We start from the raw sequence: 16,971 nt of genomic DNA, 5'->3' as shown, positions 1-16,971 counted from the left end.
ATGAAGAAACTCTGCGTGCTGCCGCTCGCCGCGGCCGCTCTGGTACTGGCCGCGTGCTCCAGCGAAAAGCCGGGCAGCGCCAGTCCCGCGCCGTCGGCTCCTCCGGCGCAGTCGAGCGCTTCCAGCGCCGCGCCCACTTCCGGCGGGGACACCGCGTCGATCGACCCGTGTTCGCTCGTCAGCGCGACGGACTTGGCGTCCTACGGGACTTTCAAGCCGCCGACGAACGAAAGCGCGGGCGGAGCCCGGCTCTGCACGCTGAACAAGGAAGCGGCGACGGCCTCCGAGACCCTCTCGATCGGTGTCGGCGTCCGTGACGCACAGGGCCTCGACTCGGTGAGCGATTCCGGCAACGGCAAGACCACCGGCAACGTCAACGGACGCAAGGCGGTCCTCGCGCCCAGGCCGCCGGGTGGATGCCTGATGGCGCTCGAACTCGGCCCGTCCGCGCGGGTCGATCTCCTCGTCGCGGCCGACGACGCCCAGAAGGCCTGCGGGATCGCCGAGAAGGTCGCCGACATCGTCGAACCGAAGCTTCCGAAGGGCTAAGGGGGAACCAGGATGACCACCAAGACACCGAACCTGACCGAGCAGCAGGTCTCCGACCTTTCGCCGGCGGCTCGCGACGCGTACTTCCAGCAGAAGGCGCAGGAGGGCGTCGACCCCAGCGACGGCTGGCTGTTCGGCGCGGTCAATCAGTTCATCGCCTCCGGGAAGGCCCACCAGCAGTCGCAGGAGGTCGGCGACAAGAACGTCGACAAGCTGACCCAGAACGGCGACGTCCAGTACGTCGAGGGCCTGGAGCCGTCGAACGCGGACTACCAGGGCTACGACCACGAGAGGCTCGAACAGTTCGTCAACACGGACCTGAACGTCGAGCAGGTCACGCAGGTCTCCACGGCGTACCACGACCTGCACAAGGCCTTCGACACCTTCTCGAAGACCATGGACCAGGCCGTCACCTCTTCGCAGGGCACCTGGGAAGGCGACGCGGCGGGTAACGCGCAGGGCTACTTCAAGAGTCTCAGCAAATGGTCCGAGACGAACTCCCAGAACGCGAAGCTCGCTTCCGAGACGATCTACGACCAGGGCAACGCCGCTTCCACCGTGAAGAACACGATGCCCAAACCGATCCCCTTCAGCTGGAAGGACGAGGTCGGGGGGTGGATGACGTCGAACCCGTTCAATCTCGGCGAGAACATCGACAAGTCCATCCAGAAGCAGAAGGACAGCCAGGAGGCGCACACCGAGGCGGCCTCCGCCATGCACAGCTACGACAAGGCGCTGTACGAAGCCGCGTCCAAGCAGCCGGCCTTCGCCGAGCCGCCGAAGTTCGGTGTGGGTGGCGGCGGCGGGACCGGCGACCGGGCCGACATCTACCAGGTGCCGCCCGGCTCGAACACGCCAGGTTCCAACAACCCCGGCAACACCTACATCCCGCCCGGCAGCCGAGGCGGGGGTAACGGCGGTGGTGGAGGCGGTGGCGGCGGCTATGGCACGCCCAACCTTCCGGGCCCCGGCAGCAGCACGGGTTCCGGAAGCCTTCCGTCGGGCACGACGCCGTCCGGCTTCCAGAACGGCCCGGCGCCGATCACCACGCCCGGCCCCAACAACAACACCTCGATGCCGATCAGCCCCATGCCGATGGCGCCGCCGATGATGGGCGGCGGCATGGGCGACTCGGACTACAACGGCCGCAGCGGCCGTGGTGGCGGCGGCGGAAGCGGGTTCGGTCCCGGCAGCGGAGCCGGGGGTTCCACGCCCGGTTCGGGCTCCGCGTCGGGCGCGGCCCGACCCGGTGGGATCGGTGCCGCCGAAGCGGCGGCAGGCCGCGGTATGGGCGGTCTCGGCGGTGGCGCCGCCGGTCGTGGCGGGCCGGGTATGGGCGGCGGCATGGGTGGCCGCGGTCAGCAGGCGGACGGAGACGAGGACACCGAGCACCAGCGTCCGACGTACCTCGTCGAGGGCGACCCCGACGAGGTCTTCGGGACCGACATGCGCACCGCTCCGCCGGTCATCGGCGAGTAACTTTTCCGGCGAATGGCCTCCTTGCCCACGGGCGAGGAGGCCATTCGCGTTTCGGGGAAACACCGGTGTCCGTCTTGTTTCGTAAAGAATCGCCTGAATGGTCGCCGGAGCGCGATCGCACACGGGCTTCGTACCGCTTGACCGGCAAAAGCTTGCTGCTCGCCGCCCACTACGATGCCCGATGTGCCCCACCACCGGGATAACGCGCTGGTTGCCTACGCGACGGATCGAGACATGACTTCCGAACAAACCGAGCTGATCTTTCGCGGCCGTGGTACGGCACTCACCCAGCGGCTGTGCGTGTACGCCACGCTGGCCATGGTCACGTTGCTCAACGTGATCTCCCACGCGAACCTGCAGCCCAACGCCCACGAAAAGGCGTGGGGCGACGCGATCAACTACTTCCGGATGTCGGAGCAGACCGGCGCCGCGGTGGACAATCCGTTCGCCCTGCGCATGCTGAGCCCCTGGCTCGTGCATCGCGCCAATCTCCTGACCGGGATCTCGCTCGACCGGTTGTGGCTCGCACTCACCGTCGTGGCCGTGCTGGCCGCGGCCATCGTGTTCTTCGAGTTCCTCCGCTCGCATCTGAAGCTGCAGCTGTTCACCTCGGCCCTGACCGCGGTCGCCCTCGCGTGCACCTTCTGGTACGCGCCGTACGCGTTCACGAATCCGTATCTGGTCGACCCGCTGAACAACCTGCTCTATGTCGTCGCGCTGTGGCTCGCGTTCGAACGAAAGCTGATCGCCTTCACCGTCGTGATCGTGGTGGGCGCGATCAACAAGGAAACCACGCTGTTGCTCGCGCCGCTCTACCCACTGCTGGCCTGGACCCGTGGGCGCAAGTTCCGCGACCGCGACGTGCTGGGCGGCGCGCTCGCCGTCGTGGTCGCCGGCGGTCTCTACATCGTGTTCCGGCTCTGGGCGCAGAACCTCATCGGCGGGGAATACGGCTTCGGAGCCGGCCAGGGCAACAAGAGCCTGTTCGACAACATCGGGTTCGCCTTGTCCGCCAACAAGGGCACCGACCAGCTGGTGCTGTTCACGACGTTCCACTTCCTGTGGCTCGTCTTCGCGTACGGCCTCTACCAGCAGTACCGGCGCTACGGCCTGCGCAGCGATCTGCTCGTCGCGAGCATTTGGCTCTTCGGCTGCTGTGTGGCGGGCCGGCTCGTCGCGACCGACACCGGCCGGGTCTTCGTGATGATGGCGCCGCTGGTCCTCGGCGTCGTCGCCGTGGTGCTGGACGGCCAGCGCGGCGAACGCCGTCGGCTGTGGGTCGGGTTCCTGCTGTTCCTGTACATCGCGCTGAGCCTGGGCTGGGTCCCCGCGCCGACGAGTTTCCTCGTCGACGCGGTCGCCGCCTTGATCTTCGTGCTGCTGATGTACTACCCGGTCAGTAGCGGTAGAACTTTTCCCGGCGGCCCTGGCGCACGAGCTTGAGCCACTGCAGGAAGGCCTTCGGGTCCCGCTTCACGCCGATGAAGTAGAGCCCGAACCGCACCACTTCGAGCGCGCCGATCTTGCGCATACCTGGCTGGGACAGCAGGTATCCGCGGTTGCGGTAGGTGTAGTAGCGCTTGACCTCGTTCTCCGGGTCCTGCGCGTGGAACCGGCCGCCCAGCATCGGCTTGAACTCGTCCGAGCCGTCCGGGTGCAGGTACGCGGTCTTGAGCGAGGTGCCGAACGGCAGCCCGGAACGCACCAGGCGGCGGTGCAGTTCGACCTCGTCACCGCGGAAGAACAGCCGCAGGTCCGGCACGCCGACGACGTCCAAAGTGGACGCGCGGAACAACGCGCCGTTCATCAGTGAGGCGATTCCCGGCAGGAAGTCGACGCCCAGCTCCGACGACGAACGCTTCCAGGTCAGTCCGCGCCGCAACGGGAACGCGAGTTTGTCCGGCGCCTCGATGTTGGACACCACCGGGGAGATCTCGGCCAGATCCCGCCTCTCGGCCTCGTCCAGCAGGATCGCGAGGACGTTCTCGTCGGCCGGGCGGCCGTCGTCGTCGGCCAGCCAGACCCAGTCCGCGCCCAGCGAGAGCGCGTGCAGCATGCCGAGCGCGAACCCGCCCGCGCCACCGAGGTTGCGGTGCGAGGGCAGGTACGTGAACGGGAGCGGGTAGTTCTCGACGATGTCCCGCGCCGACCTGTCCGGCCCGTTGTCGACCACGACGAGGTGGTCGACCGGCCGCGTCTGCGCGGCGATCACCTTGAGCGAGTCCGCGAGCAGTTCCCGCCGATGGCGCGTGACGACGACGCCGACGACGGCGCCTTCGGGCAACTGCCGGGTCTCGCTGGTCATCCTTGGCCGCCGTTCGTCGTCGCCACCGGCTCGGGCTCGACACCGAACCGCTCCAGCGTCTCCTTGCTCATGTTCTCGAACGGGTCGCGCCCCTTGTAGCCGGTGAGCACGTCGCGCAGCGAACCACGCTGCTTGACGTGGCCCTCGTCCATCCAGATGGCGGAGTCGCAGAGTTCGAAGAGGAACTCGTCCGAATGGCTGGCGAACACCAGGATGCCCGACCGTTTCACCAGCGCCTTCAGGCGGTCCTTGGCCTTGTCGAGGAACGCCGCGTCGACCGCGCCGATACCCTCGTCGAGGATCAGGATCTCCGGGTCGATCGAGGTGACCACGCCCAGCGCCAGGCGCACCCGCATACCGGTCGAGTACGTCCGCAACGGCATCTGCAGGTAGTCGCCGAGCTCGGTGAACTCCGCGATGTCGTCGATGCGGGCTTCCATCTGCTTCGCGGTCATCCCGAGGAACAGGCCGCGGATGATGATGTTCTCCAGGCCGGAGATCTCCGGGTCCATACCGATGCCGAGGTCGAAGACCGGCGCGATCTTGCCGGTGATCCGCGCCGAACCGCGGGTGGGCTCGTAGATGCCGGAAAGCAGCCGCAGCAGCGTCGACTTCCCGGCGCCGTTGTGGCCGACGAGGCCGACACGGTCGCCCTCGCGGAGCTGGAGGCTCACGTCGTGGAGGGCCTCGATGATCGGCACCTTGGTCTCGGTGCCGATCTTGCCGCCGACCTTGCCCAGCACCTTCTTCTTCATGGAGCGGGTCTTCGCGTCGAAAATGGGGAAGTCGACGTAGGCGTTGTGCACATCAATGCTGACCATCTGTCACACCCAATAAGAGACGCGGGAACGGTAATTGCGCATCGCGACCAGCGCGAGAACCCAGCCGACGACGGTGATGCCTGCCACCACGTACCAGCTGTTGATGCTGACTTGCTGCCCGATCAGTGGTGCGCGCACGATCTGGATGAAATGGAACAGCGGATTGCCGTGAACGAACGGCAATGCCCACGAGGTCGAGGCCCGCGCGCCGCCTGCCAGCAGCTGGTCGATCGGCCACACGATCGGCGTCATGTAGAAGAGCAGCTGGATGAGCGAGTTGATCACCTGCGGGATGTCGCGGTAGCGGGTCGAGATGATGCCCAGCAGCAGGGTGACCCAGCCGGCGTTCAACGCGAGCATGAAGAAGCCGGGGATCGCGGTGAGCGAGTACCAGCCGATGCCGGGGTGGCAGATGCCGGAGAAACCCGGATCGCAGTTGCCGGCGTTCAGCGAATACTTGTGGTTGAGCGAGGTGAAGAAGATCGCGATGACGATCACGTAGACGATCAGGTTGTGCATCAGCATCAGGGTCTGGCGCCAGACCGTGCGCAGCACGTAGACCGAGAGCGGCGCCGGGAGCTGTTTGATCAGCCCCTCGTTGGAGATGAAGGTCTCCATGCCTTCGGACAGGCAGCCGCTGATGAAGCCCCAGATGATGAAGCCCGTGCTGAGGTAGGGCAGGAAGGTCTCGATCGGCATTCCGAACAACTGTGAGTACAGGAGCCCGAGGCCGAGCGCGATGACACCCTGGCTGATGGTGATCCAGAACGGGCCGATCACCGAGCGGCGATAGCGCTGCTTGATGTCCTGCCAGCCGAGGTGTCCCCACAGCTCTTTGGCGGCGAAACCGGTCTTGATGTCGGCGAACGCGCGCGAAAAGGTCTTGCTGTCCGAAATCGGCGGAACCGAGGTCGGCGCAGCACCGTCGGCGGCGTGAACCGTGCTGGTGGCATGCACGGGAACGAGGGTACCGATGGGGCCGATGATGCCTGGGCCGCCCCGTCCCGAGCAGGTTTCGCGCTCCCGGTCCGGTAACGGTGTGTGCGGCGTTACGATGCACGAATGCCGGTCCCCGACAGTACGGCTTCGGAACCGAAGCCTGCCCGGCGCGCCCTGTATTACCTGGTCGCGCCGGTCGGTCACCCCAACTATGGTGACGAACTCATTGCCGCGAGTTGGCTCCGGCATCTGGCCGAAGTGGCACCTGACGCGGATGTGTGGGTGGACACCCATTCGCCCGGTCCCGCCGCCGTACTTCTCGATGATCTGCACCCGCGAGCGAAGTTCACGGACACCTTGTGGCGCCTCTGCTGGGAGGCATCGTCCGAGGACCCGTGGCAGGCCGCGGCATGGGTCCGGGAAGCCATCCACAACCCCGGGATGATGCCCAGGCTGCACCACGGGATCGAACTGCTCGCGACGGCCGACGTGATCCACGTCGTCGGTGGCGGCTACATCAACAAGCTGTGGCCGAAGCAGATCGGCCTCCTGGCCGGCGCGGCCGCCGCCGCCGAGCGCTCGGGTGGCCGGGCGGCCATGACGGGGCAGGGGCTGGTGCCCGCTTGTGACGGCGTCGCGCCGTTGTTGCGCGCGCTGGCCGACCGGTTCGAGATCGTGGAAGTCCGCGACGAGGCTTCGGCCGAGTTGCTCGACGTGCCGGTGGGGCTCGACGACGCGTTCATCGGCATCGGCCCGCATCTCTACGAGGAGACCGAGGATCTTCCCGAGGTCATGCTCTGCCTCCAGTCCGACCTGGTGGAGGTCGGGGTCGGAAAGCTGGCGGGTGCGGTGCTGTCGATGCTGCGGTCCTGGAAGATCCCGCCCGAAAAAATCGGCGTCGTCGAAGGCGTTCCGCGCGTCGACAGGGAGGTGTTCGCGCTGCTCGAGCGCGAACTGCCCGGAGCCCGGTTCTACCCGTTTTCGCACATCTGGACGCACGGACTCCAGGTCTCGCCCCGGCAGACCTGGATCTCCACCAGGTTCCACCTGCACATGCTGGCGGCGGCGGGAGGCGCTTCGGGGGTCGCGGTGTCGATCCACCCCGACTATTACGCGACGAAGCATCGCTCCTTGGCGGCGCTCGGTTCGAACTGGACCGTGCTGGAGGACTTGAGCGAGGTTCCGGATCGGCCGGAGGCGGGTGGATACACACCCGAGACCTTGGCCGGCTTCAAGAAGGCGAAGCGCGACCTGGCGAAGACCATCTACGCGCCCGTGGTTCGGCCCGAACCGGAGCCGGAGGCCCCCGCGGAAGCTCCGGTCACCCCGCTGCGGAGGCGGTGGGCGCGGCTCATCCGTAGTTGACGACTCGGCCACTTGGAGTACATGGGATGTTCCGTTCTGTTACGGCATTCGAGTAGTTCATGACCTGCTCCATTGACTGATCGTTTTACGCGCACTTAACGTTCCGCACGGCGTCGGGGGACGACCGTTCGGTCCGTGGGGGTACGTCCTGTGGCGCGTTCACGTGTAGTCGATGCTGCGCGGAACTGGTTGGTTCTAGGCCTCGTTCTGGCTGTCTTGCTTCCCGTCGCCGGTTCGGCCGTCGAGTACGCCAAGCCTGCCGAACCGTTGCCCCTGGGGGCTTCGCTTGATTCACCAGAGCAGAGGCTCGGTAGCGGGCCTGGCTCAGGGAGAGACGAAAGACCGGGGCTGGAGCCCCGTGACACGCCTCGTCCTGCTGGCGCGGTGGCCGACTCGGCCGCCGCGCCGCCTCAGGTCAACGGCGTGGTCAACGGTCGACAACACGTCAGGCCTGCCGTCGAACAGCGAAGCGGGCTGCCCGCGATCGATCCCAAGGCCATCGAGCGGCCACAGGACCGCACCGCGGACACCCAGACGTTCGAGAATCCGGATGGCAGCCGCACTCTTCGGGTGCACACGGGGCAGGCGAACGTTCGAGAGGCCGACGGTGGCTGGGCTCCGGTCGATCTGAACCTGCAAGCGGGCCCGGACGGCCGGTGGTCCCCGCGAAAGGCTCCCACCGCGGTCAGTTTTGCGCCGCATGCGAACGCCGGGCAGGTAGCCGCCGTCGGTCTGGACGGTGGGCACACGCTGGCCTACGCACTCCAGGGAGCTGCCCCCGTGTCGGCTCGGCCGACCGCTGACACGGTGACCTATCCCGGTGCCCTGCCGGAGGCCGACCTGCGGTTGTCGGCCACCAACGGTGGGCTCAAAGAGGAACTCGTACTGCACTCCTCGAAGGCACGGTCGAGTTACGCGTTCACTTTGCACACTGGCGCGCTTCGCCCGCAGATCGTCGATGGCGACATCAAGCTGGTCGACCAGGCGGGCGTAGTGCGAGGCGTCATCCCCGCGGGCTTCATGATCGACGGCAAGGTCGACCCGGCGACCGGGATCGGTGTCCGCAGCGAGGGCGTCCGGTACTCACTCGCGCAGTCCGGTGCTCAGACCTGGATCTTGCGAGTCGACTTGGACTCGGCTTGGCTGAAGGATCCGAGCCGGGTCTTTCCCGTGGTCGTGGACCCGAGCGTCGGGAAGGTCTGGGTCAACGAGGACACCTACGTCAAGTCCGGTACGACCCAGAACCACTCGGGGAACATCGAACTCGAGGTCGGTTCGCCGAACGGCGGAAGGACGATCTCTCGTTCGTATTTGAAGCTAGAGTCGGTCTCCGCCGCACTCCGGAACCAGTACATCATCGGGGCGACTCTCGATGTGCTGGCCGTTCATTCGTGCCAGACCCGCCCGGTCACCCTTTTCGAGGTCACCCAGGGCTGGGGCAACAACGCCGTATGGCCGGGAGCGGCGGCGGGCCGTGCGCTCGCCACTGTGGACGTCCCGGCGTTGGGCGGAGGATGCGCCGGACAGCACTTGACCCAGTTCGTCCTGCCTCAGGACATCGCCATCCAATGGTCACACGGAGCGGCTCTGGGCAACGGTTTCACCATCCGTGCCGCCAACGAAGGCGACAGCGCGGCCTTCAAACGCTTCGCCTCCGCCAATACTCCGAACAAGCCGTACCTCGATGTTCGCTACGCGCCGGAAGGCGCCGCTTACGAGCTCACCGACGTTCTCCTGCCGACCAACACGCGAGAGGGCACGTTCACCGCGAAGGTCACCAACCAGGGGTCTTCCACTTGGGCGGCCGGTGGCGGATATCGGCTGGGTTACCTGGTCAAGCAGAACGGCGCGGTGATCAAGACCTCGCACGGAGCCGCGCCAGGTGTTGACGTCCCACCGGGTGGCCAAGCGACCATCACGGTACCGCTGACCGCATTGGCGCCGGGCGACTACGAGCTTCTCCTGACCATGTGGAATCCCGCGAACGAGGACTTCCACGTCGTCTACGAGGTTCCCTATGGGTCGGCTCCGCTGAAAGTGCAGAACACGCCACCCGGGTCCAACTACCAGCAACCCGGGAACGGCGCGACGGTCGAATCCTTGACACCGACCCTGTTCGCGCGGGCCGTCGATGACGACAACTGGCCGAACAAGGGGTTCACGTTCCAGTTCCGGGTCTGCAGCGATGCCGCACTGACTCAGAACTGCACGGATTCCCCGTGGGGCCCCGAAAGCTGGGTACCGCCGGCAGGCAAGCTGAGCTGGAGCAAGACCTACTACTGGGGTGTCAAGACCCATGACACCGTGAGTCCGTCGCCGAACTGGGTCGGGCCGTTGGCGCTGACCACGCGTGTCCCGCAGCCGGAGATCACCTCGCACCTCGCGGGCAGCCCGGACACCGTGAACGGTCCTGGTCTCGATCCGCAGATCGGGAACTACTCGACCGTCGTCACCGACGCCAACGTCGCCACCGTCGGCCCGGACCTCACCATCACGAGGACGTACAACAGCCTGGATCCCCGTCGGGACACCGCCTTCGGCGTCGGCTGGGCGTCCCGTCTGGACACCCGGCTCGTACCGAACCGGTCCGCGCAGAACGTCGTCGTCGACGTCCTGCTGACCTATCCGAACGGAAGGCAGGCACGGTTCGGCCGAAACCCGGATGGCTCCTTCGCTCCGCCGATGGGGCAGAACGTCGACCTCGTTTACGACAGCGGCACCGGCTACTACACCCTCAGGGACGTCACCGGTAGCCGCTGGCTGTTCGACAACGCGGGCAAGCTGATCCGCATCACCGACCCGGCCGGGCTCACCGAACATCTCGAGTACGACACCTCTGGCCACGTGACAGCGGTGGTGAACGACGTATCCGGACGGTCGCTGGGGATCACCTGGACAGGAGCGCACGTCACCAAGGTGCAGACGCCTCCGCCCGCTTCCGGGCAGGAGCCGTTGACCTGGACCTATACCTACGACGGCGACACGTTGACCGGTGTCTGCGCTCCTGGTGCGGCACCGAACTGCACGAGTTACGGGCGTCTCGCCGGTTCGCACTACCGCAGTTCGGTCATGGACGACGGGCCGCGCGGGTACTGGCGGCTCGGCGAGGACAGTGGGCCGACGACGGCGAACGCCGCGGCTCGTACTCCCGGCGCGGACGCGGGCAAGCAGAACGGCCTCGGCTTCGGGGCGGTGGGCGCACTCGGTGGTACGGCCGACACCGCCGCGGCCTTCGACGGCATGGCCAGCTACCTGACGTTGCCGGACGACCTGCTCAAAGAGAACATGTCGGTCTCCGCCGAATTGTGGTTCAAGACCGGAGCGAGTGGGACCTTGCTCAGCTATGCCGACCAGGCGTTCCCCGCCACTTCTCCAGCCAAATGGCGGCCGTTGCTCTACGTGGGGATCGACGGCCACCTCTACGGCGGGCTGTCCGCCCGCAACGTGACTGGGCCGAGCCAGGTGATCAGCACGAACCCGGTCAACGACAACGGCTGGCACCATGCGGTGCTGACGTCCGCGGTCGATCGCCAGACGTTGTACCTCGATGGCGCGGCCATCGGGACGATCACCGGCCTGATCGATCACGGGACGCTGGGCAAGCTGGTGGTCGGCGGCGGGGTCGGTAAGAACTTCCCATCGACGAACGGCGGCGACTTCTATTTCAACGGCTCGATCGACGAAGTCGCGCTCTATCAGCACACCTTGAGCCCGTTCGCCGTTGCGCAGCACTTCGGTGCCGCAAGGACGATCGACCAGCTGACGAAGATCACCCTGCCTCAGGACGGTCGCGTCTTCGCCGAGATCGGTTACGACGACCGAGCTGACCGTGCCAAGTCGCTCACCGATCACGATGGTCGCAAGTGGACGCTCGATCTGCCGACGCGAAACAATGCGGAGCGCACTGTGACTCTCCGCGGACCATATCCGGATTGGACGTACAAGTTCGATGCGGACCAGGGCGGCCGCCTAACCTCGATCATCCACAAGGGATTCGACAAACACTGGGAGTACAACGAAAAAGGCTTCCTGAAGGCGACTGTCGACGAGCTCGACAACCGGGCCGAGCAGACCACGGACGACCGCGGCAACGTACTGAGCCGCAAGACTTGCCGCGCGGCGGGCTCGTGCAACACCTCGTACTTCACATATGTCACCTCATCGGATCCTCTGGACCCGAGGCGTGACAAACTCGCCACCAGCTCCGATGCTCGCTCGTCGAGCGCCACCGACACCCGGTACCAGACGTCGTATGCCTATGACACGGCCGGGCGGCTCACCACGACCACGTTCCCGATCCCGGCAGGTCAGATCGCCGCGCCGACCGAGGTGAGGACGTACGCCAGCGGTGCCGAAACCGCCGAAGGTGGGGGCAAGGTGCCCGCCGGAGTGCTGATCCAGGTCACCGACCGGCGAAACCAGGCCGCGAGCAACGCGTTCCGGGCGAACGGGGACTTGGCGTTCACCAAGGACGTGATGGGACTGGTCACGTCGTTCACGTACGACGGCATAGGCAGGCGGCTGTCACAGCAGGAGGGCAACGCCGCCGGTGGTGTGTTCGGGATCCGGGCCTTCGAGTACACACCGAAATCCGAGATCGCGAAGATCACGGGTCCCGCGGTGACCAACACGATCACCGGAGTAACGCACACTCCTGTCACCAGCAACGTTTACGACGGGAACGGGAACCTGCTCGAGACAACGGTCTCCGACGCGACGGGCGGAGACCTCGCTCGGAAGACCACCTTCGGCTACAACGCCTTCGATCAGCGGGTCAGCGTCACCTACCCGGATGGAGGGGTGGTCCAGTACGAGCGCTCGTCCGATCTGCTCAAGGTCGTCACCACCGATGTCCTCGGCACGAAATGGACCGATCAGTTCGACGACGAGCGTCGTCTGCTGTCACGAGTGGCCAGTGGCATCGGAGCCGATCCTGCCACCTCGGGCATGGGCAGCCTGCGGGTGGAGAACAGGAGCTACGACGCTGCCGGGCGACTCGAACGCGTTCAGGACGCGATGAACCGTGCTACCCGGTACGGCTACTACGGCGACGGCTTGCTCGCCACGACGACTCTGGAGGGGTACCAGCCGCCGTCCGGACCGGCTCGGGACGTCGTGCTGGAGCAGCGCGTCTACGATCCGGCCGGCAACCTGACCCAACAGGTCACCGCGGGGAACCGCAAGACGATGACGACGTACGACGCCGCTGGGTTTCCTGCCGAGTCCACAGTGGATCCGGACGGGGTGAAGCGGAAGATCACATTCGTCAGAGACGGCGCGGGCAATCCCACGCGTGCCTCCTCGACAGGTGGGGCCGACCCGTCGCGTATCGAGACGACCGACTTCGGCTACGCGCCCAATGGCAGTGTCCTCAGGCAGGACACGACAGCGTCGACCGGGCTGGTGCTTTCGTCCACCACGACCTACGACGAACGCGGGCTGGCGGTGGCGAGCACCGATCGACGGCAGGTCCAGACGCGCTATACCTACGATGCGACCGGCCAGCCTGTCTCGACGATCAAGCCAGCCGTGGACGTGTGGGTCAACGGCCAGAAGACCGCGAACGTGGAACTGACCGAGTCTTTGGGCCACAACACGTTCGGCGAGGTCACGCAGTCCAAGGACAGCGCTGGGAACGTCACCACGACCGAGCGCGACAACATGGGCAGGGCTACCGCGGGGATTCTTCCGACCTACACGCCGCCAGGCGGCCAACCGATCACCCCGGTGACACGTACGGCCTACGACCGCGGAGGCAACGCGCTCACGGTCACCGACCATTTGAACCGCACCACCACGAACACCTATGACCCCTACGGTCATCTGCTCACATCGACGTTGCCGCAGGTCGGTGATACACCCTCGGTTCTGAAGTCGTCCTACAACGGGAACGGTGAACTTCTGAGCAGCACCGATGCGACCGGTGCTCGCGAGGAGTTCACGTATGACGAGTTCGGCCGTCGGATCTCGGCGACTCAAGTCGAACGCTACGGTGGTCAAACCGTCTTCTACACGGCTCGAACCGGCTACGACGACGCCGGGAACGTCATCTCGCAGACCACTCCACAAGGCTTCGTCAGCACGAAGGCTTACAACGGTGCGAACGACCTGATCAGCGAAACCGACGAGACCAACCGCACGGTGACGTACGGCTACGACAACTCAGGTCGGCAGGACAGTGTCACCGACCCGACCGGTTTGGTCACCAAGAGGACTTACGATCTGGCGGGCCGGATGACCGGAACCGTGCAGACCGTCGAGGGGCAGCAGCAGCGGTCGTCGTCTTCCAGCCACGACGGCAACGGGAACGTGCTGCGATCCGTCTCTCCGGAAGGCAGAACGGTCGACTACGGCTACGACTTCCTCAACCGGCTCGTCAAGCAGGTCGAGAAGGTCGACGCCACGAAGTCCATCACGACCTGGACCGGCTACGACCGGCTGGGGAGCCGCAGCCACTTCGTCGACGGCAAGGGCAACGCGACGGAGTACACGTACAACCCCTGGGGGCTGCCCGAATCGGTGATCGAACCCGCTGTCGCGGGCGCGACGGAGCCAGGTGATCGTTCCTGGACCACTACTTACGACGCCGTCGGTCGTGCGACGAAGCTGGTGGCTCCAGGCGGTGTCACCCGCACCCGGGAGTACGACGACCAGGACAGGTTGACCACCGAACGCGGCGCCGGAGCGGAACAGGCGACGACGGATCGCACGTTCGGCTACGACCCGGCGGGTCGCGTCACGAAGGTCGGCAGCCCCGGTGGTGACACTCACTATGGTTACGACGACCGTGGCAACCTGCGGAATTCGCAAGGCCCCATGGGAACCGCCACCTATACCTACAACGGTGACGGCACCATCGCGACGCGCGCGGACGCGGCCGGAACCACGACGTTCACCTACGACGCAGCGGGTCGGCTCTACTCGGCCGCGGACCCGATCACCGGCCGGACGGTGGATTACCGGTACGACAACGCGGGCAGGTTGTCGCTGACCAAGGACCGGTCCCTGTCCGGGCGGGTCACTCGCAACATCGGCTACGACAAGCTCGGCAGGCTCGCGTCCGACAACCTGACGCAGTTGACCGACACCAGCACGCGAGTCTTGTTCGGCGACACCTATGGGTATGACAAGGACGACAAGGTCACCTCGAAGGCCTCGACACGTCCTGGTGCAGCCGCCACGAACGCCTACGGGTACGACGGTGTCGGCCGCCTGACTTCATGGACGGCCGGAACCCAGCAGACGACCTATGGCTGGGACGACGCGGGTAACCGATCGTCGGTCAACGGCGTCAGTTACACGTACAACGAGCGAAACCAGCTTCTGTCCGGCGGTGGTGCCGCGTACACCTACACGAAGCGCGGCACTGTTTCCGCGGTGACCCGTGGGAGTACCACGACGACGAGCGGGTTTGATGCCTTCGATCGTCTGGTCACCCAAGGTGCGACGAACTACAAGTACGACAGCAAGGATCGCGTCCACACTCGCAACAATGTCGCGCTCACCTACGACGGTATGTCGAACGAGACCGTCACCGACGGCATGCGCACCGTGTCCCGGCTTCCCGATGGAACCGCGCTGGGCGACAAGGCCGGTGCCGGTGGGAAGCTGCTCTATGCCGACAGGCACGGCGACGTCGTCGGGCGCTACCTCGGTGCGGTGGTGGACGGCCAGCGGACGTTCGATCCGTTCGGTGTGGTGACGGCTTCGTCGGGCGACACCTCGAACCTGGGCTACCAGGGAGACTGGACCAGCCCGGATTCCGGTGACGTCAACATGACGGCGCGGTGGTACTCGCCGGAGCGCGGCGGGTTCCTTTCGCGGGACGACTGGGAACTTGCCCCCGATCCTTCGACGGCGACGAACCGCTACACCTATGGAAACGGAGACCCGGTAGGGATCTCTGACCCGAGCGGTCACGGGCCTTGGGTCAACTGGTGTGACGGTGCCACGGGAACCGGCACTTCTACACCATCGAGAGGTAAGCCATCTGGCGGTAACATATTCCGCGACGTTGCCACCTTCTTCTACTGCAATATGGGCGGTCAAACGGTAGGCGGCTGCGGGGATCAAATTCGCGTCAATGGACAACTTTGTCCACAATGGTTCCATTCCTATGCTCAGGGGTACGAATGGGAAGGCGGTAATGAAGAACCCGTTCCGGTCGGCCATTGTAAGTGGCGAGTAGGCGGCTGTCCGAAGCCTTCCACTTATACCGTGAAGCCGGGCAAGCCCGGCTTCAAGCCGGGGGTGAAGCCGAAGTCGAAGCCGGTCAAGCCCGCGCCGCCCCCTCCGCCTCCGTGGATCGTCAAGGCTCTGACTAGAGCGGCCGACCTGGCAGCAGGTGCGACGGTTGCCGCTGTTGCCGAGTCGGTTTCGGCAGTGACAACAGCAACAAGAACTGTTGATCACGGGATTGAGTACTTCGAGAAAAGTCTGAAGGTGACCCAGGAGGTTGCCGAAAATTTTTGGGCCGGTTTGGTCAGGTTTGTTAATGCGGAAGCTCTTATTGAAACAGCGGGAGATCTCGCCAAGCGTGAAGAAAGATGTAAGACGACAATCGGTTACGATGATCTTGATAGCCTCGGCAGGCCCACTGGCGGAACAGCCTATCTTTGTCCTGGAGACCTTCATCCGCCTAGAGATAAGCCAAAGGATCCACCTGGTTGGGTAAAGGGTGATGGTAACGCCCGCACGCACCTGATTGGACGTCAGTTTGGTGGCGAGAGTGTTCCCGAGAATATCGTTTCCTTCAATCATTACCACGGCAACAGCTGGGCTGGAATGCTGACTTATGAGATGCAGATTTCCGGAGCATTGAGTCGGAATGAAGAGGTCTACTATCGAGTTGTCCCCTTATATGACGGATCTTCGCTTGTGCCAAGCGCGATTAATATGTACGCTATCGGAAACAAGGGACTCTGCATCGATGTGACAATTAGAAATGCGAAGTTCTCGGACCAGCTGCCAGGAGCCCGTTGTGCATAGCTACAAGGAAATCTTCGGTGATTCTGTCGAGCGTCCACAGCGTATCCGTTGGGTGGACGTGGAACGTCGGCTGGCTACACCGCTACCTCTTGACTACAAAGAGTTTTGCGAGGAGTTTCCAGCGCTCTATTTCGACTCTCACGTGACGATCATGCATCCCGGGGCGAGCAGTCTGCATGGCAATATACTGCAGAAGGGGGCTGGAATCTTGGGAGAATGGCAGCATGTCGAGAAAATGAAGGTGGTTGAGCTACCTTATCCATTCTTCCCTTCTTCTGGTGGATTGTTGCCTTGGGGTTGCGATGATAACAATGGGCAGTACTTCTGGCGAACGAAAGGTGCGCCGGAGGAGTGGACTGTCGTCATATTCGAGAGCTTTCAGTGGTGGGAGCACTCCGGTGGCTTCTATGATTTTTGGTCTGCCCTCGTTATGGGAAAAATATCCCCCATTGTTCTTCCAGATGAATTCCCGTCCAAGGATTACTCGGTTGAAGTAGTCGATGACCTGCCTTAGATAATCGGAAG

General features: G+C 64.8%; 9 protein-coding genes. 6 read left to right on the top strand and 3 right to left on the bottom strand.

Annotated elements, in window-relative coordinates:
- The 3 genes from ACZ3HL_RS27930 to ACZ3HL_RS27920 all read left to right on the top strand — a co-directional run bounded on the left by ACZ3HL_RS27930 (position 1) and on the right by ACZ3HL_RS27920 (position 3,471).
- The gene (locus ACZ3HL_RS27930; RefSeq protein WP_465534640.1) at positions 1 to 549 is read left to right on the top strand and encodes a DUF3558 family protein; all 549 of its coding nucleotides are present in this window, start codon (positions 1 to 3) and stop codon (positions 547 to 549) included.
- Between the two features lie 12 nt (positions 550 to 561).
- On the top strand, positions 562 to 2,028 hold the full coding sequence (locus ACZ3HL_RS27925; RefSeq protein ID WP_465534639.1) for a hypothetical protein: 1,467 nt from the start codon (positions 562 to 564) through the stop codon (positions 2,026 to 2,028).
- Between the two features lie 234 nt (positions 2,029 to 2,262).
- On the top strand, positions 2,263 to 3,471 hold the full coding sequence (locus ACZ3HL_RS27920) for a hypothetical protein (RefSeq protein WP_465534638.1): 1,209 nt from the start codon (positions 2,263 to 2,265) through the stop codon (positions 3,469 to 3,471).
- On the opposite strand, the gene glfT1 is transcribed toward ACZ3HL_RS27920, so the two are convergent.
- From glfT1 to wzm, 3 genes are read right to left on the bottom strand one after another with little or no spacing between them, the layout of a single operon-like run.
- Positions 3,425 to 4,333: a galactofuranosyltransferase GlfT1 gene (gene glfT1 / locus ACZ3HL_RS27915; protein ID WP_465534637.1), complete on the bottom strand. Its 909-nt coding sequence runs from the start codon at positions 4,331 to 4,333 to the stop codon at positions 3,425 to 3,427. The genes ACZ3HL_RS27920 and glfT1 overlap by 47 nt on opposite strands.
- Complete coding sequence (gene wzt, locus ACZ3HL_RS27910; protein ID WP_465414748.1) at positions 4,330 to 5,154, bottom strand: galactan export ABC transporter ATP-binding subunit Wzt/RfbE; 825 nt, start codon at positions 5,152 to 5,154, stop codon at positions 4,330 to 4,332. The genes glfT1 and wzt overlap by 4 nt, the downstream gene beginning before the upstream one ends.
- 3 nt (positions 5,155 to 5,157) lie before the next feature.
- On the bottom strand, positions 5,158 to 6,111 hold the full coding sequence (gene wzm, locus ACZ3HL_RS27905; RefSeq protein ID WP_465534636.1) for a galactan export ABC transporter permease subunit Wzm/RfbD: 954 nt from the start codon (positions 6,109 to 6,111) through the stop codon (positions 5,158 to 5,160).
- Between the two features lie 105 nt (positions 6,112 to 6,216).
- Here wzm and ACZ3HL_RS27900 point away from each other — a divergent pair, with 105 nt between their 5' ends.
- The 3 genes from ACZ3HL_RS27900 to ACZ3HL_RS27890 all read left to right on the top strand — a co-directional run bounded on the left by ACZ3HL_RS27900 (position 6,217) and on the right by ACZ3HL_RS27890 (position 16,960).
- Positions 6,217 to 7,458: a polysaccharide pyruvyl transferase family protein gene (locus tag ACZ3HL_RS27900; RefSeq protein WP_465534635.1), complete on the top strand. Its 1,242-nt coding sequence runs from the start codon at positions 6,217 to 6,219 to the stop codon at positions 7,456 to 7,458.
- A 1,530-nt stretch (positions 7,459 to 8,988) separates the two neighbouring features.
- Complete coding sequence (locus tag ACZ3HL_RS27895; protein ID WP_465534634.1) at positions 8,989 to 16,446, top strand: DNA/RNA non-specific endonuclease; 7,458 nt, start codon at positions 8,989 to 8,991, stop codon at positions 16,444 to 16,446.
- On the top strand, positions 16,439 to 16,960 hold the full coding sequence (locus ACZ3HL_RS27890) for an SMI1/KNR4 family protein (RefSeq protein WP_465534633.1): 522 nt from the start codon (positions 16,439 to 16,441) through the stop codon (positions 16,958 to 16,960). The genes ACZ3HL_RS27895 and ACZ3HL_RS27890 overlap by 8 nt, the downstream gene beginning before the upstream one ends.
- Positions 16,961 to 16,971: the final 11 nt, after the last annotated feature.

The sequence above is a fragment of the Amycolatopsis sp. NPDC000009 genome (assembly GCF_055563465.1).
The sequence above is the reverse complement of the archived record's forward strand: the minus strand, read 5'-3'. Positions and strand labels throughout refer to the sequence as shown.

What these genes read in the sequence shown, in the direction of transcription:
- ACZ3HL_RS27930 (WP_465534640.1), top strand. Translation starts at nt 1, where the DNA reads ATGAAGAAACTCTGCGTGCTGCCGCTCGCCGCGGCCGCTCTGGTACTG.
- ACZ3HL_RS27925 (WP_465534639.1), top strand. Translation starts at nt 562, where the DNA reads ATGACCACCAAGACACCGAACCTGACCGAGCAGCAGGTCTCCGACCTT.
- ACZ3HL_RS27920 (WP_465534638.1), top strand. Translation starts at nt 2,263, where the DNA reads ATGACTTCCGAACAAACCGAGCTGATCTTTCGCGGCCGTGGTACGGCA.
- glfT1 (WP_465534637.1), bottom strand. Translation starts at nt 4,333, where the DNA reads ATGACCAGCGAGACCCGGCAGTTGCCCGAAGGCGCCGTCGTCGGCGTC.
- wzt (WP_465414748.1), bottom strand. Translation starts at nt 5,154, where the DNA reads ATGGTCAGCATTGATGTGCACAACGCCTACGTCGACTTCCCCATTTTC.
- ACZ3HL_RS27900 (WP_465534635.1), top strand. Translation starts at nt 6,217, where the DNA reads ATGCCGGTCCCCGACAGTACGGCTTCGGAACCGAAGCCTGCCCGGCGC.